The organism is Frateuria sp. GZRR35 (genome assembly GCF_051900415.1).
Classification (GTDB): domain Bacteria; phylum Pseudomonadota; class Gammaproteobacteria; order Xanthomonadales; family Rhodanobacteraceae; genus Frateuria_A.
The window spans coordinates 70,001-90,184 of sequence record NZ_JBHZGL010000012.1 but is presented as its reverse complement, the minus strand read 5'-3'; the positions used below and the strand labels follow the sequence as shown (position 1 = coordinate 90,184).

31 protein-coding genes (1 of these 31 running past the window's edge) are annotated in these 20,184 nt (G+C 64.4%); all 31 read right to left on the bottom strand.

What is annotated here, in order from left to right:
- Positions 1 to 146 precede the first annotated feature (146 nt).
- Complete coding sequence (locus tag ACFWZ3_RS14015) at positions 147 to 1,145, bottom strand: DNA-directed RNA polymerase subunit alpha (RefSeq protein WP_209619618.1); 999 nt, start codon at positions 1,143 to 1,145, stop codon at positions 147 to 149.
- A 15-nt stretch (positions 1,146 to 1,160) separates the two neighbouring features.
- On the bottom strand, positions 1,161 to 1,787 hold the full coding sequence (gene rpsD, locus ACFWZ3_RS14010) for a 30S ribosomal protein S4 (protein WP_439708297.1): 627 nt from the start codon (positions 1,785 to 1,787) through the stop codon (positions 1,161 to 1,163).
- 10 nt (positions 1,788 to 1,797) lie between these two features.
- Positions 1,798 to 2,184: a 30S ribosomal protein S11 gene (gene rpsK / locus ACFWZ3_RS14005; protein ID WP_007513384.1), complete on the bottom strand. Its 387-nt coding sequence runs from the start codon at positions 2,182 to 2,184 to the stop codon at positions 1,798 to 1,800.
- Between the two features lie 12 nt (positions 2,185 to 2,196).
- Positions 2,197 to 2,553: a 30S ribosomal protein S13 gene (gene rpsM / locus ACFWZ3_RS14000; RefSeq protein WP_017461853.1), complete on the bottom strand. Its 357-nt coding sequence runs from the start codon at positions 2,551 to 2,553 to the stop codon at positions 2,197 to 2,199.
- 132 nt (positions 2,554 to 2,685) lie between these two features.
- Positions 2,686 to 4,011 (bottom strand): preprotein translocase subunit SecY, encoded by a 1,326-nt coding sequence (gene secY / locus ACFWZ3_RS13995; RefSeq protein WP_439708296.1) that lies wholly within the window; start codon positions 4,009 to 4,011, stop codon positions 2,686 to 2,688.
- A gap of 4 nt (positions 4,012 to 4,015) precedes the next feature.
- Positions 4,016 to 4,453, bottom strand: a complete 438-nt coding sequence (gene rplO, locus ACFWZ3_RS13990) for a 50S ribosomal protein L15 (protein ID WP_175483825.1) — start codon at positions 4,451 to 4,453, stop codon at positions 4,016 to 4,018.
- Entirely contained in the window at positions 4,453 to 4,650 is a 198-nt protein-coding gene (gene rpmD, locus ACFWZ3_RS13985; protein ID WP_209619607.1) for a 50S ribosomal protein L30, read from the bottom strand. The genes rplO and rpmD overlap by 1 nt, the downstream gene beginning before the upstream one ends.
- A complete protein-coding gene (gene rpsE / locus ACFWZ3_RS13980; RefSeq protein WP_209619603.1) occupies positions 4,643 to 5,152 on the bottom strand; it encodes a 30S ribosomal protein S5 in 510 nt (169 codons plus the stop codon). Before rpsE ends, rpmD begins: the two co-directional genes overlap by 8 nt.
- Before the next feature lie 102 nt (positions 5,153 to 5,254).
- Positions 5,255 to 5,608 (bottom strand): 50S ribosomal protein L18, encoded by a 354-nt coding sequence (gene rplR / locus ACFWZ3_RS13975; protein ID WP_209619600.1) that lies wholly within the window; start codon positions 5,606 to 5,608, stop codon positions 5,255 to 5,257.
- 97 nt (positions 5,609 to 5,705) lie between these two features.
- A complete protein-coding gene (gene rplF, locus ACFWZ3_RS13970; protein ID WP_439708295.1) occupies positions 5,706 to 6,233 on the bottom strand; it encodes a 50S ribosomal protein L6 in 528 nt (175 codons plus the stop codon).
- A gap of 9 nt (positions 6,234 to 6,242) precedes the next feature.
- Positions 6,243 to 6,638, bottom strand: coding sequence for a 30S ribosomal protein S8 (rpsH, locus tag ACFWZ3_RS13965; RefSeq protein ID WP_439708294.1), 396 nt, complete (start codon positions 6,636 to 6,638; stop codon positions 6,243 to 6,245).
- Between the two features lie 209 nt (positions 6,639 to 6,847).
- The gene (gene rpsN, locus ACFWZ3_RS13960) at positions 6,848 to 7,153 is read right to left on the bottom strand and encodes a 30S ribosomal protein S14 (RefSeq protein ID WP_231324168.1); all 306 of its coding nucleotides are present in this window, start codon (positions 7,151 to 7,153) and stop codon (positions 6,848 to 6,850) included.
- Between the two features lie 17 nt (positions 7,154 to 7,170).
- The gene (rplE, locus tag ACFWZ3_RS13955) at positions 7,171 to 7,710 is read right to left on the bottom strand and encodes a 50S ribosomal protein L5 (RefSeq protein ID WP_091340520.1); all 540 of its coding nucleotides are present in this window, start codon (positions 7,708 to 7,710) and stop codon (positions 7,171 to 7,173) included.
- Positions 7,711 to 7,722: 12 nt separating this feature from the next.
- Positions 7,723 to 8,037, bottom strand: a complete 315-nt coding sequence (rplX, locus tag ACFWZ3_RS13950) for a 50S ribosomal protein L24 (protein WP_439708293.1) — start codon at positions 8,035 to 8,037, stop codon at positions 7,723 to 7,725.
- Positions 8,038 to 8,052: 15 nt separating this feature from the next.
- Positions 8,053 to 8,421: a 50S ribosomal protein L14 gene (rplN, locus tag ACFWZ3_RS13945; RefSeq protein WP_014402147.1), complete on the bottom strand. Its 369-nt coding sequence runs from the start codon at positions 8,419 to 8,421 to the stop codon at positions 8,053 to 8,055.
- Positions 8,422 to 8,434: 13 nt separating this feature from the next.
- The gene (gene rpsQ / locus ACFWZ3_RS13940; RefSeq protein WP_209619583.1) at positions 8,435 to 8,695 is read right to left on the bottom strand and encodes a 30S ribosomal protein S17; all 261 of its coding nucleotides are present in this window, start codon (positions 8,693 to 8,695) and stop codon (positions 8,435 to 8,437) included.
- Between the two features lie 12 nt (positions 8,696 to 8,707).
- Entirely contained in the window at positions 8,708 to 8,893 is a 186-nt protein-coding gene (rpmC, locus tag ACFWZ3_RS13935; RefSeq protein WP_091340512.1) for a 50S ribosomal protein L29, read from the bottom strand.
- The gene (rplP, locus tag ACFWZ3_RS13930) at positions 8,893 to 9,306 is read right to left on the bottom strand and encodes a 50S ribosomal protein L16 (RefSeq protein ID WP_091340510.1); all 414 of its coding nucleotides are present in this window, start codon (positions 9,304 to 9,306) and stop codon (positions 8,893 to 8,895) included. The genes rpmC and rplP overlap by 1 nt, the downstream gene beginning before the upstream one ends.
- Before the next feature lie 11 nt (positions 9,307 to 9,317).
- Positions 9,318 to 10,067, bottom strand: a complete 750-nt coding sequence (rpsC, locus tag ACFWZ3_RS13925) for a 30S ribosomal protein S3 (protein WP_231324164.1) — start codon at positions 10,065 to 10,067, stop codon at positions 9,318 to 9,320.
- 14 nt (positions 10,068 to 10,081) lie between these two features.
- Positions 10,082 to 10,417 carry a 50S ribosomal protein L22 gene (rplV, locus tag ACFWZ3_RS13920; protein WP_209619580.1) on the bottom strand — a complete coding sequence of 112 codons (336 nt, stop codon included), beginning with the start codon at positions 10,415 to 10,417 and terminating at the stop codon, positions 10,082 to 10,084.
- A 1-nt stretch (position 10,418) separates the two neighbouring features.
- Positions 10,419 to 10,691 (bottom strand): 30S ribosomal protein S19, encoded by a 273-nt coding sequence (gene rpsS, locus ACFWZ3_RS13915; protein WP_091340502.1) that lies wholly within the window; start codon positions 10,689 to 10,691, stop codon positions 10,419 to 10,421.
- A 12-nt stretch (positions 10,692 to 10,703) separates the two neighbouring features.
- Positions 10,704 to 11,525 carry a 50S ribosomal protein L2 gene (gene rplB / locus ACFWZ3_RS13910; protein ID WP_231324163.1) on the bottom strand — a complete coding sequence of 274 codons (822 nt, stop codon included), beginning with the start codon at positions 11,523 to 11,525 and terminating at the stop codon, positions 10,704 to 10,706.
- A gap of 20 nt (positions 11,526 to 11,545) precedes the next feature.
- Positions 11,546 to 11,839, bottom strand: a complete 294-nt coding sequence (rplW, locus tag ACFWZ3_RS13905) for a 50S ribosomal protein L23 (protein WP_439702201.1) — start codon at positions 11,837 to 11,839, stop codon at positions 11,546 to 11,548.
- Positions 11,836 to 12,438 (bottom strand): 50S ribosomal protein L4, encoded by a 603-nt coding sequence (rplD, locus tag ACFWZ3_RS13900; protein ID WP_439708292.1) that lies wholly within the window; start codon positions 12,436 to 12,438, stop codon positions 11,836 to 11,838. The genes rplW and rplD overlap by 4 nt, the downstream gene beginning before the upstream one ends.
- An 11-nt stretch (positions 12,439 to 12,449) precedes the next feature.
- Positions 12,450 to 13,091 carry a 50S ribosomal protein L3 gene (gene rplC / locus ACFWZ3_RS13895; protein WP_091340490.1) on the bottom strand — a complete coding sequence of 214 codons (642 nt, stop codon included), beginning with the start codon at positions 13,089 to 13,091 and terminating at the stop codon, positions 12,450 to 12,452.
- Positions 13,092 to 13,111: 20 nt separating this feature from the next.
- Positions 13,112 to 13,423 (bottom strand): 30S ribosomal protein S10, encoded by a 312-nt coding sequence (rpsJ, locus tag ACFWZ3_RS13890; RefSeq protein WP_008209947.1) that lies wholly within the window; start codon positions 13,421 to 13,423, stop codon positions 13,112 to 13,114.
- 385 nt (positions 13,424 to 13,808) lie between these two features.
- A complete protein-coding gene (tuf, locus tag ACFWZ3_RS13885; RefSeq protein ID WP_231324151.1) occupies positions 13,809 to 14,999 on the bottom strand; it encodes an elongation factor Tu in 1,191 nt (396 codons plus the stop codon).
- Between the two features lie 105 nt (positions 15,000 to 15,104).
- On the bottom strand, positions 15,105 to 17,222 hold the full coding sequence (gene fusA, locus ACFWZ3_RS13880; protein WP_439708291.1) for an elongation factor G: 2,118 nt from the start codon (positions 17,220 to 17,222) through the stop codon (positions 15,105 to 15,107).
- Between the two features lie 131 nt (positions 17,223 to 17,353).
- Positions 17,354 to 17,821, bottom strand: coding sequence for a 30S ribosomal protein S7 (rpsG, locus tag ACFWZ3_RS13875; RefSeq protein WP_424684107.1), 468 nt, complete (start codon positions 17,819 to 17,821; stop codon positions 17,354 to 17,356).
- A gap of 157 nt (positions 17,822 to 17,978) precedes the next feature.
- Entirely contained in the window at positions 17,979 to 18,353 is a 375-nt protein-coding gene (rpsL, locus tag ACFWZ3_RS13870) for a 30S ribosomal protein S12 (protein ID WP_209620135.1), read from the bottom strand.
- Positions 18,354 to 18,527: 174 nt separating this feature from the next.
- Positions 18,528 to 20,184 carry the 3' portion of a DNA-directed RNA polymerase subunit beta' gene (gene rpoC, locus ACFWZ3_RS13865; RefSeq protein ID WP_439708290.1) on the bottom strand. It continues 2,558 nt past the right edge of the window, so 1,657 of the gene's 4,215 nt are visible here — the last part of the coding sequence; its start codon lies beyond the right edge, outside the window; it ends in the stop codon at positions 18,528 to 18,530.

The following is a 20,184-nucleotide window of genomic DNA, read 5'->3' as shown; positions in this document are numbered from 1 at the left end:
CTATGGCGATCACGAGGACCGCATGGGCCAAACCGGCCCTTCGACGGGCAGCCAAAACGACCGCTCCAAGAAGACGGCCGGCAGGAACGCTAGTTACCCGCCAGCCTGAAACTTCGACGGCGATCTCGCGATCGCCGCCGCAAACATCAACCCAGCTGCATGCCGTGCGAAAGGCCCGGCGGCGGCCAGTTCTCCAGCTTCATGCCCAAGGCCAGGCCGCGCGAGCCAAGGACGTCCTTGATCTCGGTGAGCGACTTCTTGCCCAGGTTCGGGGTCTTGAGCAACTCGACCTCGGTCTTCTGCACCAGGTCGCCGATGTAGTAGATGCTCTCGGCCTTCAGGCAGTTGGCCGAACGCACCGTCAGCTCCAGGTCGTCGATCGGGCGCAGCAGCAGCGGATCGAACCCGCCCTTCTCCGCCTTGTCGGCCGAGCTCTCGCGACGCGAGAAATCGCCGAACACCGACAGCTGGTCGTTGAGGATCTCGGCGGCCTTGCGGACCGCGTCTTCCGCACCGATGGTTCCGTTGGTCTCGATGTCGAGCACGAGCTTGTCGAGGTTGGTGCGCTGCTCCACACGGGCCGCGTCGACCTCGTAGGCCACGCGCAGCACCGGCGCGAAGGAAGCATCCAGCTGCAGGCGGCCGATCGGACGCGCTTCATCGTCCGGATGCTGGCGCGCGCTGGCCGGCTGGTAGCCGACGCCACGACGCACCTTCAGGCGCATGTTGAGCGCGATGTCCTTGGTCAGGTGGCAGATCACGTGCTCGGGGTTGACGATTTCCACCGAGTGGTCGACGACGATGTCGCCGGCCGTGACCACGCCCTTGCCCTTCTTGGACAGGGTCAGGGTGACTTCGTCGCCGGAATGCTGGCGAATGGCCACGTCCTTGAGGTTGAGCAGGACTTCGATCACGTCCTCCTGCAGACCCTCGAGGGTGGTGTACTCGTGCAGCACGCCATCGATTTCGACTTCGATGATGGCGCTGCCCGGGATCGACGAGAGCAGCACGCGGCGCAGCGCGTTGCCCAGGGTGTGGCCGAAGCCACGCTCGAGCGGCTCCACCACCACCTTGGCGCGGTTGGCTCCGAGCTGCTCGACGCTGAGGCCACGAGGCCGCAGCACACTAGTTGACGAAACTGCCATGCAGGGCTCCGGTAATTACTTCGAATACAGCTCGACGATCAGGGCTTCGTTGATGTCCGACGGCAGGTCGCCGCGGTCAGGCACCGCCTTGAAGGTGCCAGTGAACTTCTTGGAGTCCACTTCGAGCCAGATCGGACGCAGGTCCATGGTGTCGAACACGGTCGCCGCTTCCTGCACGCGCAGCTGGTTGCGCGCGCGCTCGGTCAGCGCGACCTCGTCGCCCGGCTTGACCTGGTACGAGGGGATATTGACCTTCTTGCCGTTGACCAGCACCGCCTTGTGGGCGACCAGCTGGCGGGCCTGGGCGCGGGTGACCGCGAAGCCCATGCGATAGACGACGTTGTCCAGACGGCTCTCGAGCAGGCGCAGCAGGTTCTCGCCGGTGTTGCCCTTGAGGGTCGACGCCTTGGTGTAGTAGTTGCTGAACTGGCGCTCGAGCACACCGTAGATGCGCTTGACCTTCTGCTTTTCACGCAGCTGGACAGCGTAGTCGGACATGCGCATGCGCTTGTTGGCGCCATGCTGGCCGGGCTTGTTTTCCAGCTTGCACTTGGAGTCCAGCGCGCGCGCCGGGCTCTTCAGGCTGAGATCCGCACCCTCGCGGCGGGCGAGCTTGCAGGTAGCTCCACGATAACGGGCCATGGGTTACTCCTTAGACTCGACGCTTCTTGGGGGGACGGCAGCCGTTATGCGGAATCGGCGTGACGTCAATAATGTTCAGGACCTTGTAGCCCAGCGCGTTCAGCGAACGCACGGCCGACTCGCGGCCCGGGCCGGGGCCCTTGATACGCACTTCCACGGTCTTCACGCCGTAGTCGCCGGCCGCGCGGCCAGCCTTCTCGGCAGCGACCTGGGCAGCGAACGGGGTGGACTTGCGCGAACCGCGGAAACCCGCGCCGCCGGCAGTCGCCCACGACAGCGCGTTGCCCTGGCGGTCGGTGATGGTGACGATGGTGTTGTTGAAGGAGGCCTGCACGTGGGCCACGGCATCCGTGACAACGCGCTTGATCTTCTTCTTGGTCTTGACAGGCTTGGCCATAATTGGTGTCCGTTACTTCTTGATCGCGCGACGCGGACCCTTGCGGGTGCGTGCATTGGTACGCGTGCGCTGACCGCGCACCGGCAGGCCACGACGGTGGCGCAGGCCGCGGTAGCAACCCAGATCCATCAGGCGCTTGATCGCGATGCCTACCTCGCGGCGAAGGTCGCCTTCGACGACGTACTTGCCGATTTCGTGGCGGAGCTTCTCCACCTCGCCCTCACTGAGGGACTTGATCGGCGTGGTCGGAACCACCCCGGCATCCGCACAGACCTTCTTGGCCCGGCTGCGGCCGATGCCGTAGATGCTCTGCAGGCCAACCCAGACATGCTTCTGGACCGGCAAATTGACACCCGCGATGCGCGCCATGATGTACTTTCTCCGATGCGTTTCTTGCGCGGTAAACGCGCAATTTTAACCTGAATTACCCTAACAGGAAAGCCCCGCGGCACCGTGCCGCCTGCCTTCCAACGTGACCAACCCCGTTCGCCCCAGCAGCCACTAGTTGCGGCGGAGGTTGGCCTTCTTGAGCAGACTTTCGTACTGGTGGCTGACCAGGTGCGCCTGCACCTGGGCGGTAAAGTCCATCACCACCACCACGATGATCAGCAGCGAGGTGCCGCCGAAGTAGAACGGCACGTGCCAGTAGTTCTGCATGAACGTCGGCACCAGGCACACCAGCACCAGATAGATTGCACCCACGCCCGTCAGCCTGGTCATCACGCCGTCGATGTACTCACCGGTGGCCCGGCCCGGACGGATGCCCGGGATCAGCGCGCCCGACCGCTTGAGGTTGTCGGCCGTTTCCTGCGAGTTGAAGACGATCGCCGTGTAGAAGAAGGCGAACACGATCACCAGCACCGCATAGATGATCTCGTACAGCGGCTGGCCCGGCGCGATCGCCTGGGTCAGGCCCTGCAGCCAGCGCGACTGGTGCCCTGCGCCGAACCAGCTCACCGCAGTGGCCGGGAACATCAGCAGGCTCGAGGCGAAGATCGGCGGGATCACGCCCGACATATTGATCTTCAGCGGCAGATGCGACGTCTGGTTCATGTACGCCCGCTGGCCGCCGGATCGCCGTGCGTAGTTCACGGTAATGCGCCGCTGGGCGCGCTCCATGAACACCACGAAGGCCGTCACCGCGAGCACCAGGCCCACCACCATGATCAGGCGCAGCACCGACAGTTCGCCGTTGCTGGCCATCCCCAGGGTGCTGGACACTGCGCCAGGCAGGCCCGCCACGATGCCGGCGAAGATCAGCAGCGAGATGCCGTTGCCGATGCCACGCTCGGTGATCTGTTCGCCCAGCCACATCAGGAACATCGAACCGGCCGTCAGGCCGACCACCGAGGACAGGATGAAGCCAAGTCCCGGCGTATAAACCACCGGCGCACCGCCGGCAGCCGTCTGCGTCTGCAGCGCAGCGGCGATGCCGAACGCCTGGAACGCGGATAGGCCCACCGTACCGAAGCGGGTGTACATGGTCATCGTGCGACGACCGGCCTCACCCTCCTTGCGCAGCGCCTGCAGGCTCGGGATCACCGAGCCCATCATCTGCACCACGATCGAGGCAGAGATGTACGGCACCACGCCAAGCGCGAACACCGAGAAGCGCTCCAGCGAGCCGCCGCTGAACATGTTGAACATGTTCAGCAGGCCGCCACCACCCTGGATCAGGCGCGTCATCGCCTCCGGGTTGACACCCGGCACAGGAATGAACGAGCCGAGACGAAAGACGACCAGCGCACCGATCACGAAGAAGATGCGCTGGCGGAGTTCCGTCAGCTTGCCGAGCGCGCCGAGCGCGTTGCCCTGGGCTTGCGCCACCGTCTTACTCCACGCTGCCGCCGGCAGCCTCGATGGCCGCCTTGGCGCCGGCCGTGGCGAGCACGCCGGAGAGCTTGACCGCGCGGCCGATTTCGCCCTTGGCGACGACCTTGATCTTCTTCGCCTTGCTGTCGACCAGGCCGGCCTGATGCAGCGCGATCGGGTCGATCACGTCCGCCTTCAGGTTGGCAAGCTGGTACAGGAACACCTCCTGGCTCTCCGCCTTCTTCTTGGAGCGGAAGCCGACCTTGGGCAGGCGACGCTGCAGCGGCATCTGGCCGCCCTCGAAGCCGAACTTGTGGGTGCCGCCGGCGCGGGCGTGCTGACCCTTGTGGCCGCGGCCGGCAGTCTTGCCCAGGCCCGAACCGATGCCACGACCGACGCGCAGGCGCGTCTTGCGCGCACCGGCAGCCGGCTTGATGTCGTTGAGACGCATGATGATTACTCCTCGACCCGGACCAGGTAGTAGACCGTGTTGATCAGGCCACGCACCTGCGGGCTGTCCTTCAGTTCACGGACATCGTTGAGCTTGTTCAGACCCAGCGCCTTGACGCTGAGACGGTGGCGGCCCTGCACACCGCGCAGGCCCTTGACCAGGCGCACGCGCACGGTGGCCGCGGTGTCGTTGTTCTTAGCCATTGCCCATCACCTCTTCCACGGTCTTGCCACGCTTGGCGGCGATGCGCTTCGGCGAGGCGATCGCCTGCAGACCCTTGATGGTTGCGCGCACCAGGTTGATCGGGTTACGCGAACCGACCGCCTTGGCCAGCACGTTCTTGACGCCGACCACTTCCAGCACCGCACGCATGGCGCCGCCGGCGATCACGCCGGTACCCTCGGCGGCCGGCTGCATGAACACGCGCGCCGCACCGTGGTTGGCCTTGATGGCGTACCACAGGGTGCCGTTGTTCAGGTCGATGCTCACCATGTTGCGGCGGGCGCGGTCCATGGCCTTGGAGATGGCGACCGGCACTTCGCGCGCCTTGCCATAGCCGAAGCCGACCTTGCCCTCACCGTCGCCGACCACGGTCAGCGCGGTAAAGCTCATCTGGCGGCCACCCTTGACGGTCTTGGCCACGCGGTTGACGGCAATCAGCTTCTCGAGCAGGCCGTCCGAATTTTCGCGATCGTTGGAGGACATTTCTCTATTCCGTGTGCCCGGACCATCCGGGACTTTTGCTTGCGGCTTGGCCGCTTGTTGTTGTGTGTCTTGCGAGGACCGGAGGCAGGCGCCTCCGGTTCCTTAGAACTTCAGGCCAGCCTCACGCGCCGCGTCGGCCAGAGCCTTGATGCGACCGTGGTAGCGGAAGCCCGAACGGTCGAAAGCGACCGACTCGACGCCCGCAGCGAGCGCACGCTCCGCAACCGCCTTGCCAACCGCCGCGGCGGCCGTCAGGTTCTTGGTGCCCTTCAGACCCTCGGCCACCGACTTCTGCACGGTGGAGGCCGCAGCCACCACCTTCTCGCCGGAGGCATCGAACACCTGGGCGTAGAGATGCTGGCCGGTGCGGTGCACCGACAGGCGGGCCACCGCAAGCTTGCGGATGTGGGCGCGCGTAGATTTGGCGCGGCGCAGGCGGGATTCGTTCTTGTTCATCTGTCTGTTCCTCGAAAGCGGATCGGCGGTAGTTACGCAGTGCTCTTGTGAGTAGTGCGGCCATGGATGGCCGCTTCCACACGCAGGGAAAGCGCACTCAGGCCTTCTTGGCTTCCTTCAGGGTGATCTTCTCGCCGGCATAGCGCACGCCCTTGCCCTTGTAGGGCTCCGGCGGACGGAACGCGCGGATCTTCGCGGCAACTTCGCCAACGCGCTGCTTGTCCGAGCCCTTGATCAGGATCTCGGTCTGCGTCGGAGTTTCGAGCGTGATGCCTTCCGGCGCGTTGAACACGACCGGGTGCGAGAAGCCGAGGCTCAGGTTCAGCGCCTTGCCGGCCATCGACGCGCGGTAACCCACGCCGACAAGTTCCAGCTTGCGCTCATAACCTTCGGACACACCCTTGACCATGTTGGCCAGCAGCGCACGCGCCGTGCCGCCGAACTTGTCGTCGGCACCATCGGCCAACGCAATGCTGGCGACGCCTTCATTCACGGCCACGGAAACGCCCGGCAGAGCATGCACCGACAGCGTGCCCTTCGGGCCCTTGACGGAGATGCCGTTGGCGTCGGACTTCAGTTCCACGCCCTTGGGCAGATTGATCGGTTGTTTGGCAACGCGGGACATGGAAACTCCTTACGCCACTTGGCCGATGACTTCGCCGCCCAGACCCTTGGCACGGGCCTGCGCATCGGTCATCAGACCGGCGGAAGTCGAGATGATCGAGATACCCATGCCGCCGAGCACCTTCGGCAGCTCGTCCTTGCCGCGGTAGACGCGCAGACCGGAGCGGGAAACACGGGAAATGGCCTCGATGGCCGGGCGGCCTTCGAAATACTTGAGCTTGATCTCGAGCACCGGCTTGCCTTCCTGGTCGGAAGACTTGGCGTCGAGGATGTAGCCCTCGTTCTTGAGGAGGTTGGCGATCGCCAACTTCAGCTTCGACGACGGCATGCTTACGGCCTGCTTGCCCGTGAGCTGGGCATTGCGGATGCGCGTAAACAGATCGGCGATGGGATCAGTCATGCTCATGAAAACATCCTTCAGAGTGCACCGATATCCGATAAAACCGGAAATCAATCAGATTGTGAGCTGGCAAAACGAAGCCAGCCTGCGTTGCGCAGACCGACGACTATAGCAGCTATTTCCGCTTTTAGCGAACGCCGGCGCGATTTATGCACCGGGCGACCGTTGGGTCGCCTGCGAAGCGGCGGACGCGCTGGCGCCCGCCGCTTGGAGACTTACCAGCTGGCCTTGCGCAGGCCCGGAACGTCGCCGCGCATGGTCGCTTCGCGCAGCTTGTTGCGGCCCAGGCCGAACTTGCGGTACACGCCACGCGGACGGCCGGACAGCTCGCAGCGGTTGCGCTGGCGCACCGGGCTCGCGTCGCGCGGCAGCTTCTGCAGCTTGGACTGCGCGTCCATCTTCTCGTCGTACGAAGCGTTCGGGTTGACCACGATCGCCTTCAGTTCGGCGCGCTTGGCGGCGTACTTCTTGACGAGCTTGGTCCGCTTGATGTCGCGGTTGACCATCGAGGTCTTTGCCATTGCGTTTCTCTCGCTAATCAGTTGCGGAACGGGAAGCTGAAGGCTTCCAGCAGCGCCTTGGCTTCTTCGTCGGTCTTGGCGGTGGTGGTGATGGAGATATCCATGCCACGCATCGCGTCGATCGCGTCGAAGTCGATTTCCGGGAAGATGATCTGTTCCTTGATGCCGAAGTTGTAGTTGCCACGGCCATCGAAGGCGCGACCGGACACGCCGCGGAAATCGCGGGTACGCGGCAGCGAGATGTTGATCAGGCGATCCAGGAATTCCCACATGTTCGCGCGGCGCAGGGTGACCTTGCAGCCGATCGGCCAGCCGTCGCGGATCTTGAACGAGGCCACGGACACGCGCGCCTTGGTCGTGATCGGCTTCTGACCGGCGATCTTGGTCATGTCCGCCACGGCGTTCTCGAGGATCTTCTTGTTGCCGGCGGCCTCACCCACACCCATGTTCAGGGTGATCTTGGTGATGCGCGGAACCTGCATCACGTTCTCGTAGCCGAAGCGCTCGGTGAGCTTCGGCACGACCTGTTCTTTGTAAAAGCTTTCAAGGCGCGTCATGACATTTGTTCCTTACACGTCCAGCTGTTCGCCATTGGAGCGGAACACGCGGACCTTGCGCCCATCTTCGAGCGACTTGGTACCGACGCGCTCACCCTTGCCGGTGGCGGGGTTGAACGGCTGCACATTGGAGATGTGGATCGAGGCCTCGCGCTCGACGATGCCGCCGGCCTGGTTAGCCTGCGGATTCGGCTTGGTGTGGCGCTTGACGACGTTCACGTTGGAGACGAACACGCGGTCGCCGTCCACGCGCAGCACGTCGCCGCGCTGGCCCTTGTTCTTGCCGGCGATCACGAGGACCTGATCACCCTTGCGGATACGGTTCATGGTTCTTATCTCCGCTCAAAGCACTTCGGGCGCGAGGGAGACGATCTTCATGAACTTCTCGCCGCGCAGCTCACGCGTGACCGGCCCGAAGATACGGGTGCCGATCGGCTCGAGCTTGTTATTGAGGAGCACCGCTGCATTGCCGTCGAAACGGATCAGCGAGCCATCGGGGCGGCGCACGCCCTTGGCGGTACGCACCACCACGGCGTTGTAGACCTCGCCCTTCTTCACCTTGCCGCGCGGAATCGCATCCTTGACGGTGACCTTGATCACGTCACCGATCGCGGCATAACGGCGGTGCGAGCCGCCGAGTACCTTGATGCACATCAGTTCCTTCGCACCGCTGTTGTCGGCCGCGGAAAGCGTGCTCTGCATCTGGATCATGTCTGCACCCTCCTCAGACGGCCGCGCGTGTGACGATTTCGACCACGCGGTGATGCTTGGTCTTGGACAGCGGACGGCACTCGGTGATGCGCACGAGGTCACCCTCGTTGGCACCCAGGTCGTCCTGCGCGTGCAGCTTGGTCGACCGGCGGATGATCTTGCCCAGCAGGCCGTGCTGCACCTGGCGCTCGATCAGGACGGTGACCGTCTTGTTCATCTTGTTGCTGATGACGCGACCCTCGAGGGTGCGCGCCTGCTTCTGGTTGTCGCTCATGTCGGCGGTCCCTTACTTCTTCGTGCCGAGCACGAACTTCGTGCGGGCGATGTCGCGCCGGACGCGGCGCAGCTGGTGCGGCTGGCTGAGCTGGCCGGTGCCCTTCTGCATGCGCAGGTTGAACTGCTCCTTGCGCAGGTCCAGCAGGTGCTGCTTCAGCTCGTCGGCCGACTTGGTGTTCAGATCGTTGGTGGCCATCACATCACCGCCCGGGTCACGAATTGGGTCTGCACCGAGAGCTTGGCGGCGGCCAGGCGGAACGCCTCGCGTGCCGTTGCCTCGTCGATACCCTCGATTTCATAGAGCATGCGGCCCGGCTGGATCGGGGCGACCCAGAACTCGACGCCGCCCTTGCCGGCGCCCATACGCACTTCGATGGGCTTCTTGGTGATCGGCTTGTCCGGGAACACGCGGATCCACAGCTTGCCGCCACGCTTGACGAAACGGGTGATGCAACGACGGGCCGCCTCGATCTGGCGCGCGGTCAGCGCGCCGTGGGTGGTCGCCTTCAGGCCGTACTCGCCAAAGCTGACGAGGTTCGAGCACTGGGCCAGGCCATCGTTGCGGCCCTTGAACTGCTTGCGGTATTTGGTTCGCTTAGGTTGCAACATGGCAACTCTCCTTACTTCGCCGTCCGCTCGCGGCGGCCTTCACCGCCCTCGCGACGCGATTCACGACGACCCTCGCCACCTTCGCGGCGCGGCTGCGACTGCTCGTCCTTCGACTCCTGCGACGCTGCCGCCAGGTCGAAGATCTCGCCCTTGTAGACCCACACCTTGATGCCGATGATGCCGTAGGTGGTCTTCGCCTCGGCAAAACCGTAGTCGATGTCGGCACGCAGGGTGTGCAGCGGCACGCGGCCCTCGCGGCTCCACTCGGAGCGGGCGATCTCGGCGCCGTTCAGACGGCCGGACACGTTGATCTTGATGCCCAGGGCACCCAGGCGCATCGCGTTACCGACCGCACGCTTCATGGCGCGGCGGAACATGATGCGGCGCTCCAGCTGCTGCGCGATCGACTCGGCCACCAGCTGCGCGTCGAGCTCGGGCTTGCGCACTTCGTTGACGTTGATGTGCGCCGGGACGCCCATCATGTCGCTGACTTCCTTGCGCAGCTTCTCGATGTCCTCGCCCTTCTTCCCGATCACCACGCCCGGGCGGGCGGTGTGGATCGTCACGCGGGCGGTCTTGGCCGGACGCTCGATCTGGATCTTGGAGATACCGGCCTGCGCCAGCTTCTTGCGCAGCATCTCGCGGACCTTCAGGTCAGCGGCGAGGTACTTCGCGTAATCGCCCTTGTTGGCGTACCACTTCGAATTCCAGTCCTTGGCGATGCCGAGGCGGATACCGGTGGGATGAACTTTATGACCCATCGTCTATTTCCTCTTTACTCGCCGACGACCACGGTGATGTGGCTGGTGCGCTTCAGGATGCGCGAGCCGCGACCCTTGGCGCGGGCAAACATGCGCTTCATCGACGGACCTTCGTCCACGAAGATGCGCGAGACCTTCAGCTCGTCGACGTCGGCGCCCAGGTTGTTCTCGGCGTTGGCGACGGCCGAGAGCAGCACCTTGCGGACAAGGTGGGCGGCCTTCTTGTTGGTGAACTGGAGCACGTCGCTGGCGCGGCCCACGGGCATGCCGCGGACCAGGTCAGCCACCAGGCGTGCCTTCTGCGCCGAGATGCGGGCGCTGCGCAGGATCGCTTTGGCTTCGGTGCTCATGTTACTTGCCCTTCTTGTCGCCGCCGTGGCCCTTGAAAGTACGGGTCACCGCGAACTCGCCGAGCTTGTGCCCGACCATGTTCTCGTTGATCAGTACCGGCACGTGCTGGCGACCGTTGTGGATGGCGATGGTCAGGCCCACCATTTCGGGCAGGATCATCGAGCGGCGCGACCAGGTCTTGATCGGACGCTTGTTGTTGGCGGAAACGGCGGCTTCCACCTTCTTTGCGAGGTGCAGGTCGATGAACGGACCTTTCTTTAGGGAGCGCGGCATGATCGTTTCCTGTTACTTGCGACGACGCACGATGAACTGCTGCGTGCGCTTGTTGTTGCGGGTCTTGTAGCCCTTGGTCGGCGTACCCCACGGGCTGACCGGATGACGGCCGCCCGAGGTACGGCCTTCACCACCGCCATGCGGATGGTCGACCGGGTTCATCACCACGCCGCGCACGGTCGGGCGGATGCCCTTCCAGCGCTTGGCGCCGGCCTTGCCCAGCTTCTTCAGGCTGTGCTCGGAGTTGCCGACTTCACCGATGGTGGCGCGGCAGTCGACCGGCACGCGGCGCATTTCACCGGAGCGAAGACGCAGGGTGGCGTAACCGGACTCGCGGGCGACCAGCTGCACGGAGGCACCGGCGCTGCGGGCGATCTGCGCACCCTTGCCTGCCTTCATCTCGATGCAGTGGATCGTCGAACCGACCGGGATGGCGCGCAGCGGCAGGCTGTTGCCGGCCTTGATCGGCGCGTCGGAACCGGACACCAGGCGGTCACCCACCGCCACGCCCTTCGGCGCGATGATGTAGCGGCGCTCGCCGTCGGCGTAACACAGCAACGCGATGTGCGCGGTGCGGTTGGGATCGTATTCGATGCGCTCGACCTTGGCGGCGATGCCTTCCTTGTCGCGCTTGAAGTCGATGATGCGGTAGGCCTGCTTGTGGCCACCACCGCGGTGACGCGTGGTGATGCGACCGTAGTGGTTGCGGCCACCCGTCTTGGACTGCGATTCGGTCAACGGCGCGTACGGCGCGCCCTTGTGCAGGCCCTCGGTGCGGACGCTGACGGAGTCGCGGCGGCCCGGCGAGGTCGGCTTGTGAGTGATCAGTGCCATCTCAATTCAACTCCTTGAGCTCAGGCCTTGGCCGACACGTCGATGGTCTGGCCATCGGCGAGGCGGACATAGGCCTTGCGCTTGCCCTGGCGGTTGCCAGTGCGAAAACGGAAGGACTTGACCTTGCCCTTGGCGTTGACGAGGTTCACCTGCTCGACCTTGACGTCGAACATCTGTTCCACCGCCGCGCGGACGTCGGCCTTGGTCGCCTCGGGGGCGACCACGAATACGTACTGGTTGTTCTCGGCCAGGCGCGCAGACTTCTCGGAGATGTGCGGCGCACGCAGCGTGTTGAGAATGCGTTCGTTGCTCATGCCAGCCATTCCTCGATCTTCTTCACGGCCTCGGCGGTCAGCACGACATAGTCGGAGCCGACCAGGCTGACCGGGTTCAGCGCCATCACGTCGACCACGTGCAGGTACGGGATGTTGCGTGCGGCCAGGAACAGCGCCTCGTTGGCATCCTCGGACACCAGCAGCACGCGGCCGCCGACCTCGAGCTCAACCAGCTTGGCGACCATCGCCTTGGTCTTGGCTTCCTCGATGCCGAAACCGTCGACGACCTTCAGGCGATCCTGGCGGTTCAGCTCGGAAAGGATCGAGCGGATCGCCACGCGGTAAGCCTTGCGGTTGACCTTCTGCTCGAAGCTGCGGGGCTTGGCCGCAAAGGTGACACCGCCGCCGACAAAGATCGGAGCGCGGTAGTCGCCGTGACGGGCGCCGCCGCCCTTCTGCTTCTTGAACTTCTTGGTGGTACCCGACATCTCACCGCGCGACAGCTGCGCCTTGGTACCGGCGCGACCGCCGGCCTGGTACGCAACCACCACCTGGTGGATCAGGGCCTGCTTGAGCTCGGCGCCGAACACTTCGTCGGACACGCTGAGCGGCTTGGCGCCAATGACATTCAGTTCCATGGCGTCTCTCCTCAACCCTTGGTGGTCGGGCGGATCACGACGTCGCCGCCGGTCGCACCCGGCACCGCGCCCTTGACCGCGATCAGATGACGCTCGGCGTCGACCTTGACCACTTCCAGACCCTGCTGCGTGCGGTTCACCGCACCCATGTGGCCGGCCATCTTCTTGCCCGGGAACACGCGACCCGGCGTCTGGCGCTGGCCGATCGAACCCGGCGCGCGGTGCGACAGCGAGTTACCGTGCGTCGCATCGCCCATCGAGAAGTTGTGGCGCTTGATCGTGCCCTGGAAGCCCTTGCCCTTCGAGACGCCGGCGACGTCGACGATCTGGCCGGCCGAGAAGATCTCGTCCGCCTTGATCTCGGCGCCGACGCTGTACTTGCCGAGATCCTCGGCGGCAACGCGGAACTCCCACAGGCCACGGCCCGGCTCGACCTTCGCCTTGGCGTAGTGGCCCTTCACCGGCTGGGTCAACAGCGAGGCGCGCTTGACGCCTGCGGTGACCTGGATCGCGGTGTAACCATCGTTGTCTTCGGTCTTCAGCTGGGTGACGCGGTTCGGGGTCGCTTCAATCAGCGTCACCGGAATCGAACGTCCGTCTTCAGTGAAGAGCCGGCTCATGCCGCACTTGCGGCCAACCAGTCCGATACTCATCTTCGTATCCTGTCTATCGCTCAGCCGAGCTTGATCTGGACGTCCACGCCAGCGGCGAGGTCAAGCTTCATGAGCGCGTCCACGGTCTTGTCGTTGGGGTCCACGATGTCGAGTACGCGCTTGTGGGTGCGGGTCTCGTACTGGTCGCGCGCGTCCTTGTCGACGTGCGGCGAGGTGAGGATCGTGTACCGCTCGATCTTGGTCGGGAGCGGGATGGGGCCGAGCACCGTAGCGCCGGTGCGCTTGGCCGTCTCGACGATCTCGCTGGCCGAGCGGTCGATCAGACGATGATCGAACGCCTTGAGGCGGATGCGAATCTTCTGGTTCGCCATAAAACCGTGTCCTGTTATCGAAAGAACAAATGCTTGTCTCGAGGTGGCTTCTCACCGCCTCGCACAACCCTTCTGAGCATCCCTGCACGTCTGAGACGCACCGGGCTAAAAAGCTAGGCGAGCACAAACGGCCCGCCTAGACAGAAAATTATAAATCGCACAACGCACAAAGGTCAACAGAACGTCGTCTGCGACCGATGATTACGTTGCGAGGGCCATCCCGGCCTGCGAACTCGAAGTACGTCCTGTACCTCATTTCGCGGTAGCGGCTCCAGGCAACACCGGAGCCGTCAAGCTGACAAGTATAGCAGCCATTTCGCGCGGTGTGCCAGCCTTGCCGGCACCCACGCGAAAGCGGCGACCCCTAAGGATCGCCGCCAGTGTCTTACTTGATGACCTTGGCCACCACGCCGGCGCCGACGGTGCGGCCGCCTTCGCGGATGGCGAAGCGCAGGCCCTCGTCCATCGCGATCGGATGGATCAGGCTCACCACCATCTTGATGTTGTCGCCCGGCATGACCATCTCCACGCCTTCCGGCAGCGTGACCGCACCGGTCACGTCGGTGGTGCGGAAGTAGAACTGCGGACGGTAGCCCTTGAAGAACGGGGTATGACGGCCACCCTCGTCCTTGGAGAGCACGTAGACCTCGGCCTCGAAGTCGGTGTGCGGGGTGATCGTGCCCGGCTTGGCCAGCACCTGGCCGCGCTCGACGTCGTCACGCTTCAGGCCGCGCAGCAGCAGACCGGCGTTGTCGCCCGCCTGACCCTGGTCGAGCAGCTTGCGGAACATTTCCACGCCGGTGACGGTGGTCTTCTGGGTGTCACGGATGCCCACCACTTCCACTTCGTCGCCGACCTTGATGATGCCGCGCTCGATACGACCGGTCACCACGGTGCCGCGGCCGGAGATCGAGAACACGTCTTCGACCGGCATCAGGAACGGCTTGTCGATCGCACGCACCGGCTCGGGGATGTAGCTGTCCAGCGCGTCAACGAGCTGGATGATCGCCGGCACGCCGATTTCGCTCTGGTCGCCCTCGAGCGCTTTCAGGGCCGAACCCTTGATGATCGGGGTGTCGTCGCCCGGGAAGTCGTACTTGGACAGCAGCTCGCGCACTTCCATCTCGACCAGCTCGAGCAGCTCGGCATCGTCAACCATGTCGGCCTTGTTCAGGAACACGACGATGTAGGGCACGCCCACCTGACGCGAGAGCAGGATGTGCTCGCGGGTCTGCGGCATCGGGCCGTCGGCGGCCGAGCACACCAGGATCGCGCCGTCCATCTGCGCCGCACCGGTGATCATGTTCTTGACGTAGTCGGCGTGGCCCGGGCAGTCGACGTGCGCGTAGTGACGGGTCGGCGACTCGTATTCCACGTGCGCGGTCGAGATCGTGATGCCGCGCGCCTTCTCTTCCGGCGCCGCGTCGATCGCGTCGTAGGCCTTGAATTCACCACCGAAGCGCTCGGCACCGACCTTGGTCAGCGCTGCCGTCAGCGTCGTCTTGCCGTGGTCCACGTGGCCGATCGTGCCGACGTTCACGTGCGGCTTGGTGCGTTCGAATTTACCCTTTGCCATGACTTCAAACCTCTGAAAAGAGCTGGTTAATTAGTGCGGCCGCGAGGCCGCTTTCCGTTCTTCGCGACCATGGATCGATCGCACTAATTAAGTGAAGCGAAAACCTCAGGCCTTCTTGATGACCTGTTCGGCGATGTTGTTCGGCGCTTCCGCGTAGTGATCGAACTCCATCGTGAACGTCGCGCGGCCCTGGGTCAGCGAGCGGATGGTGGTCGCGTAACCGAACATCTCGCCCAGCGGCACCATCGCGTTGATGGTCTTGCCCGAGGGCGTGTCGTCCTGGCCCTGCAGCAGGCCGCGACGACGGCTCAGGTCGCCCATCACGTCACCGACGTACTCCTCGGGAGTGACTACCTCGACCTTCATCATCGGCTCGAGCAGGACCGGGTTCGCCTTGGCGAAGCCTTGCTTGAACGCCATCGAGGCGGCCAGCTTGAACGCCATTTCCGACGAGTCGACATCATGGTAGGAACCAAAGACCAGCTTGGTCTTGACGCCCACCACCGGGAACCCGGCCAGCGGACCGCTGGTGATGGTCTCGCGCAGGCCCTTCTCGACCGACGGGATGAATTCCTTCGGAATCACGCCACCGGTGATCTCGTTGACGAACAGGAAATCGTCCTTGACGTCCGGGCTCTTGCGCTCTTCCTCGGTCATCGGCGACAGCTCGATCACCACGTGACCGTACTGGCCCTTGCCGCCCGACTGCTTGGCGTGCTTGTAGTCCGACTTGACATCCGACGCGCGGATCGTCTCACGGTACGCCACCTGCGGCTTGCCGACGTTGGCCTCGACGTTGAACTCGCGCTTCATGCGGTCCACCAGGATGTCCAGGTGAAGCTCGCCCATGCCCGAGATGATCGTCTGGCCCGACTCCTCGTCCGTGCGCACACGGAAGGACGGATCCTCCGCAGCCAGGCGGCCGAGGGCGATGCCCATCTTTTCCTGGTCAGACTTGGTCTTCGGTTCGACCGCCATCGAGATCACCGGCTCCGGGAACGTCATACGCTCCAGGGTGATGATCTGATCCTGCGCGCACAGCGTGTCGCCGGTCGTCACGTCCTTCAGGCCGACCGCGGCAGCGATGTCGCCCGCGCGGACTTCCTTCAGCTCGTGACGCTCGTTCGCGTGCATCTGCAGGATGCGGCCGATGCGCTCCTTCTTCGACTTGACCGGGTTGTACACCTGGTCGCCGGCATTCAGCGTGCCCGAATAGACACGGAAGAAGGTCAGCGAGCCGACAAAGGGGTCGGTCATGATCTTGAAGGCAAGCGCGGAGAACGGCGCGTTGTCGTCCGCCGTGCGGGTCGCGTCATTGTCGTCGTCGTCCACGCCGGACACGGGCGGGCGATCGGCGGGCGACGGCAGCAGGTTCACCACCGCGTCGAGCATCGCCTGGACGCCCTTGTTCTTGAACGCCGTACCGCAGTAGACCGGAATGATTTCGCTGGACAGGGTGCGCTGGCGCAGGCCCTCGATGATCTCGGCCTCGGAGAGCTCACCGCCCTCGAGGTACTTGTTCATCAGTTCCTCGGACGCCTCGGCGGCCGACTCGACCATGTAGCTTCGCGCCTCGGCGGCCTTGTCGGCGAGGTTGGCAGGAATGTCCTGGTACTCGAACTTCATGCCCTGGGATTCCATGTCCCAGATGATCGCCTTCATCTTGAGCAGGTCGACCACGCCATCGAAGTTGTCTTCGGCACCGATCGGCACCTGCATCGGCACCGGGTTGGCACCCAGGCGCGCCTTCAGCTGGTCGACGACCTTGTAGAAGTTCGCGCCCGTGCGGTCCATCTTGTTGACGAACGCGAGGCGCGGCACCTTGTACTTGTTGGCCTGGCGCCACACGGTCTCGGACTGCGGCTGCACGCCGCCGACCGCGCAAAGCACGAACACGGCGCCGTCGAGCACGCGCAGCGAACGCTCGACTTCGATGGTGAAGTCGACGTGCCCAGGGGTGTCGATGATGTTGAAGCGGTGCTCGGGCAGCGAACGGTCCATGCCCTTCCAGAAGGCCGTGGTGGCCGCGGAAGTGATGGTGATGCCGCGCTCCTGCTCCTGCTCCATCCAGTCCATGGTGGCCGCACCGTCATGCACCTCGCCAATCTTGTGACTGACACCGGTGTAGAACAGGATGCGCTCCGTGGTCGTGGTCTTGCCGGCATCGATGTGAGCCATGATGCCGAAGTTGCGGTAGCGCTCGATGGGAGTGGTGCGTGCCATGGATGTTTACCTGTACAGGGCAACCCTGCCCTCGATTCGTTGCAGCCGTCCGGGCCACAGTTTCTATGAGAAATCCGCCGCAGACGGCGGAGTGGTTCCTTGCCGCCGCGAGCGGCGGCAAGGCAAACCGCTTACCAGCGGTAGTGCGAGAAGGCCTTGTTGGCTTCCGCCATGCGGTGCGTTTCTTCGCGCTTCTTGATCGCGCCGCCACGGTTCTCCGAGGCTTCCAGCAGTTCGGCGGCCAGTTTGCGCGGCATCGAGGTCTCGCCACGCTTGCGGGCGGCATCGATGACCCAGCGCATCGCCAGCGCCATGCGGCGACCCGGGCGCACTTCGACCGGCACCTGGTAGGTGGCGCCACCGACGCGGCGAGACTTCACCTCGACGGCCGGAGCGACGTTGCCCAGCGCCTTCTCGACCAGAGCCACCGGCTCGGCGTTCTTTTCACCCAGATGGTCCAGCGCGCCGTAGACGATGCTTTCGGCGACCGACTTCTTGCCACTCTTCATCACCATGTTGATGAAGCGAGCGATCAGCTGGCTGCCGTGCTTGGGGTCCGGCAGGACCAGGCGGGCGGGATGGGAACCTTTACGCGACATGTTTGGAGTCCGTTGTTTATTTGCGGGCAATCCTGTCCGCGCGAAAGCGGCCATCGTGGCCGCATGTGTTCGTTACCTTTGCGGCGTCCGGCCTGCTTCAAAGCAACCGTCCATGGCCGCACTTTCGATGTGAGCCGCCGGCCAGACCGGCTGGCGATTACTTCTTCGGGCGCTTGGCGCCGTACTTCGAGCGGGCCTGGCGACGCTTGGTCACGCCGGCGCAGTCGAGGCTGCCGCGCACGGTGTGGTAGCGCACGCCCGGCAGGTCCTTCACACGACCGCCGCGGATCAGCACGACCGAGTGCTCCTGCAGGTTGTGGCCTTCACCGCCGATGTAGCTGATGACCTCGTAGCCGTTGGTCAGGCGCACCTTGGCGACCTTGCGCAACGCCGAGTTCGGCTTCTTCGGGGTAGTCGTGTACACGCGAGTGCAGACGCCGCGGCGCTGCGGGCTGCTCTGCAGGGCCGGCGAAGCGCTCTTGTAGGTCTTCGGGCTGCGGTTCTTGCGCACCAGCTGGTTGACTGTCGTCATGCGAAGCTTTTCCTGAGAAACATAAAGGCAGACCGAAACTCGGTCTGCCAAGAAGCGGGAATTTAACATGGGCGCCTTGCACCAGGCAAGGAAACGCCCTGTCCTCCATGACCCGAACACGAGGTGCATCCGTGCACCTCATTTCGTATGTCAGCGAGCAAAGCCTCTCAAGGCTTACTCGGCACCATCATCGCTACCGGCAGTGGCTTCCGCGAAACTCACCGCGGAGGAGGAACCGGAAAGGGTTTCCAGTTCCGAGGCGGTCAACCCGCCCTGGCGACGACGCTGCGCGTGGTACGCCAGACCCGTACCTGCCGGAATCAGACGGCCGACAATAACATTTTCCTTGAGGCCCCGCAAGGTATCGCGGGTGCCACGGACCGCCGCCTCGGTAAGGACGCGGGTGGTCTCCTGGAAGGAAGCCGCCGAGATGAACGACTCGGTGGCCAGCGACGCCTTGGTGATGCCCAGCAGCACCGACTGGTACTCGGCCGGACGCTCGCCCTTGCCCTCGGCGCGCTCGTTCTCTTCGTTGATGCGCACGCGCTCGACCTGCTCGCCGCGCAGGTAGTGGCTCTCGCCCGGCTCGGTGATCTCGACCTTGCGCAGCATCTGGCGAATGATCGCTTCAATGTGCTTGTCGTTGATCTTCACGCCCTGCAGGCGATAGACGTCCTGGATTTCCTTGACCAGGTACGCGGCCAGCGGCTCCACGCCCAGCAGGCGCAGGATGTCATGCGGATTGGGCTCGCCGTCGACGACGGTCTCGCCCTTCTCCACGTGCTCACCTTCGAACACGATGACCTGACGCCACTTCGGGATCAGCTCCTCGTGCTCGTTTCCGTCGGCGTCCTTGATGATCAGACGCTGCTTGCCCTTGGTGTCCTTGCCGAAGCTGACCACGCCCGAGCGCTCGGCCAGGATCGCCGGCTCCTTCGGCTTGCGCGCCTCGAACAGGTCGGCCACGCGGGGCAGACCACCGGTGATGTCACGGGTCTTGGAGGTTTCCTGCGGGATACGGGCAACCACGTCGCCCACGCCCACTTCCACGCCGTTCTGAATCGAAACAATCGCGCCGGCCGGGAGCATGTACTGGGCCGGTACGTCGGTGCCCGGCAGCTTCAGCTCGCGGCCCTTGGCGTCTTCCAGGCGCACGATCGGGCGCAGGTCCTTCGCGGCCGTACCGCGACGCTTCGGATCGGTCACCACCGCCGACTCCAGGCCGGTCAGCTCGTCGGTCTGGCTCTGCACGGTGACGCCATCGATGAAGTCGATGAAGCGCACGGTACCGGCCACTTCCGAGACGATCGGATGGGTGTGCGGATCCCAGTTGGCCACGGTCTGGCCGGCCTTGACCGCCGCGCCGTCCTTGACCGAGATGGTGGCGCCGTAAGGCACCTTGTAGCGCTCGCGCTCGCGGCCGTTGGCGTCGATGACCGACACTTCGCCCGAACGCGACACGGCCACCAGGTGGCCCTGAGCGTGCTGCACGGTCTTGAGGTTGTTGAACTTCAGCGTGCCGGTGGTCTTGACCGAGACGTTGTCCACGGCGGCAGCACGGGAAGCCGCGCCACCGATGTGGAACGTACGCATGGTCAGCTGCGTGCCGGGCTCGCCGATCGACTGCGCGGCGACCACGCCCACGGCCTCGCCCATGTTGACCAGGTGGCCACGGGCCAGGTCGCGGCCGTAGCACAGCGCACACACGCCGTGACTGGCCTCGCAGGTGATCGGCGAGCGGACCTTGATCGACTGCACGCCGGCCTTGTCCAGCTTCTCGACCAGCGCCTCGTCCAGCAGCGTGTCGCGGGTGACGATCGCATCGTCGTCA

Excerpts from the sequence above, each read along its gene's own strand:
- ACFWZ3_RS14015 (WP_209619618.1), bottom strand. The coding sequence starts at position 1,145 with ATGGCAGTTTCGTCAACTAGTGTGCTGCGGCCTCGTGGCCTCAGCGTC.
- rpsD (WP_439708297.1), bottom strand. The coding sequence starts at position 1,787 with ATGGCCCGTTATCGTGGAGCTACCTGCAAGCTCGCCCGCCGCGAGGGT.
- rpsK (WP_007513384.1), bottom strand. The coding sequence starts at position 2,184 with ATGGCCAAGCCTGTCAAGACCAAGAAGAAGATCAAGCGCGTTGTCACG.
- rpsM (WP_017461853.1), bottom strand. The coding sequence starts at position 2,553 with ATGGCGCGCATCGCGGGTGTCAATTTGCCGGTCCAGAAGCATGTCTGG.
- rpmD (WP_209619607.1), bottom strand. The coding sequence starts at position 4,650 with ATGGCTAAGAACAACGACACCGCGGCCACCGTGCGCGTGCGCCTGGTC.
- rpsE (WP_209619603.1), bottom strand. The coding sequence starts at position 5,152 with ATGTCCTCCAACGATCGCGAAAATTCGGACGGCCTGCTCGAGAAGCTG.
- rplR (WP_209619600.1), bottom strand. The coding sequence starts at position 5,608 with ATGAACAAGAACGAATCCCGCCTGCGCCGCGCCAAATCTACGCGCGCC.
- rplF (WP_439708295.1), bottom strand. The coding sequence starts at position 6,233 with ATGTCCCGCGTTGCCAAACAACCGATCAATCTGCCCAAGGGCGTGGAA.
- rpsH (WP_439708294.1), bottom strand. The coding sequence starts at position 6,638 with ATGAGCATGACTGATCCCATCGCCGATCTGTTTACGCGCATCCGCAAT.
- rpsN (WP_231324168.1), bottom strand. The coding sequence starts at position 7,153 with ATGGCAAAGACCTCGATGGTCAACCGCGACATCAAGCGGACCAAGCTC.
- rplE (WP_091340520.1), bottom strand. The coding sequence starts at position 7,710 with ATGACGCGCCTTGAAAGCTTTTACAAAGAACAGGTCGTGCCGAAGCTC.
- rplX (WP_439708293.1), bottom strand. The coding sequence starts at position 8,037 with ATGAACCGTATCCGCAAGGGTGATCAGGTCCTCGTGATCGCCGGCAAG.
- rplN (WP_014402147.1), bottom strand. The coding sequence starts at position 8,421 with ATGATCCAGATGCAGAGCACGCTTTCCGCGGCCGACAACAGCGGTGCG.
- rpsQ (WP_209619583.1), bottom strand. The coding sequence starts at position 8,695 with ATGAGCGACAACCAGAAGCAGGCGCGCACCCTCGAGGGTCGCGTCATC.
- rpmC (WP_091340512.1), bottom strand. The coding sequence starts at position 8,893 with ATGGCCACCAACGATCTGAACACCAAGTCGGCCGACGAGCTGAAGCAG.
- rplP (WP_091340510.1), bottom strand. The coding sequence starts at position 9,306 with ATGTTGCAACCTAAGCGAACCAAATACCGCAAGCAGTTCAAGGGCCGC.
- rpsC (WP_231324164.1), bottom strand. The coding sequence starts at position 10,067 with ATGGGTCATAAAGTTCATCCCACCGGTATCCGCCTCGGCATCGCCAAG.
- rplV (WP_209619580.1), bottom strand. The coding sequence starts at position 10,417 with ATGAGCACCGAAGCCAAAGCGATCCTGCGCAGCGCCCGCATCTCGGCG.
- rpsS (WP_091340502.1), bottom strand. The coding sequence starts at position 10,691 with ATGCCGCGCTCCCTAAAGAAAGGTCCGTTCATCGACCTGCACCTCGCA.
- rplB (WP_231324163.1), bottom strand. The coding sequence starts at position 11,525 with ATGGCACTGATCACTCACAAGCCGACCTCGCCGGGCCGCCGCGACTCC.
- rplW (WP_439702201.1), bottom strand. The coding sequence starts at position 11,839 with ATGAGCAACGAACGCATTCTCAACACGCTGCGTGCGCCGCACATCTCC.
- rplD (WP_439708292.1), bottom strand. The coding sequence starts at position 12,438 with ATGGAACTGAATGTCATTGGCGCCAAGCCGCTCAGCGTGTCCGACGAA.
- rplC (WP_091340490.1), bottom strand. The coding sequence starts at position 13,091 with ATGAGTATCGGACTGGTTGGCCGCAAGTGCGGCATGAGCCGGCTCTTC.
- rpsJ (WP_008209947.1), bottom strand. The coding sequence starts at position 13,423 with ATGGCGAACCAGAAGATTCGCATCCGCCTCAAGGCGTTCGATCATCGT.
- tuf (WP_231324151.1), bottom strand. The coding sequence starts at position 14,999 with ATGGCAAAGGGTAAATTCGAACGCACCAAGCCGCACGTGAACGTCGGC.
- fusA (WP_439708291.1), bottom strand. The coding sequence starts at position 17,222 with ATGGCACGCACCACTCCCATCGAGCGCTACCGCAACTTCGGCATCATG.
- rpsG (WP_424684107.1), bottom strand. The coding sequence starts at position 17,821 with ATGTCGCGTAAAGGTTCCCATCCCGCCCGCCTGGTCCTGCCGGACCCC.
- rpsL (WP_209620135.1), bottom strand. The coding sequence starts at position 18,353 with ATGACGACAGTCAACCAGCTGGTGCGCAAGAACCGCAGCCCGAAGACC.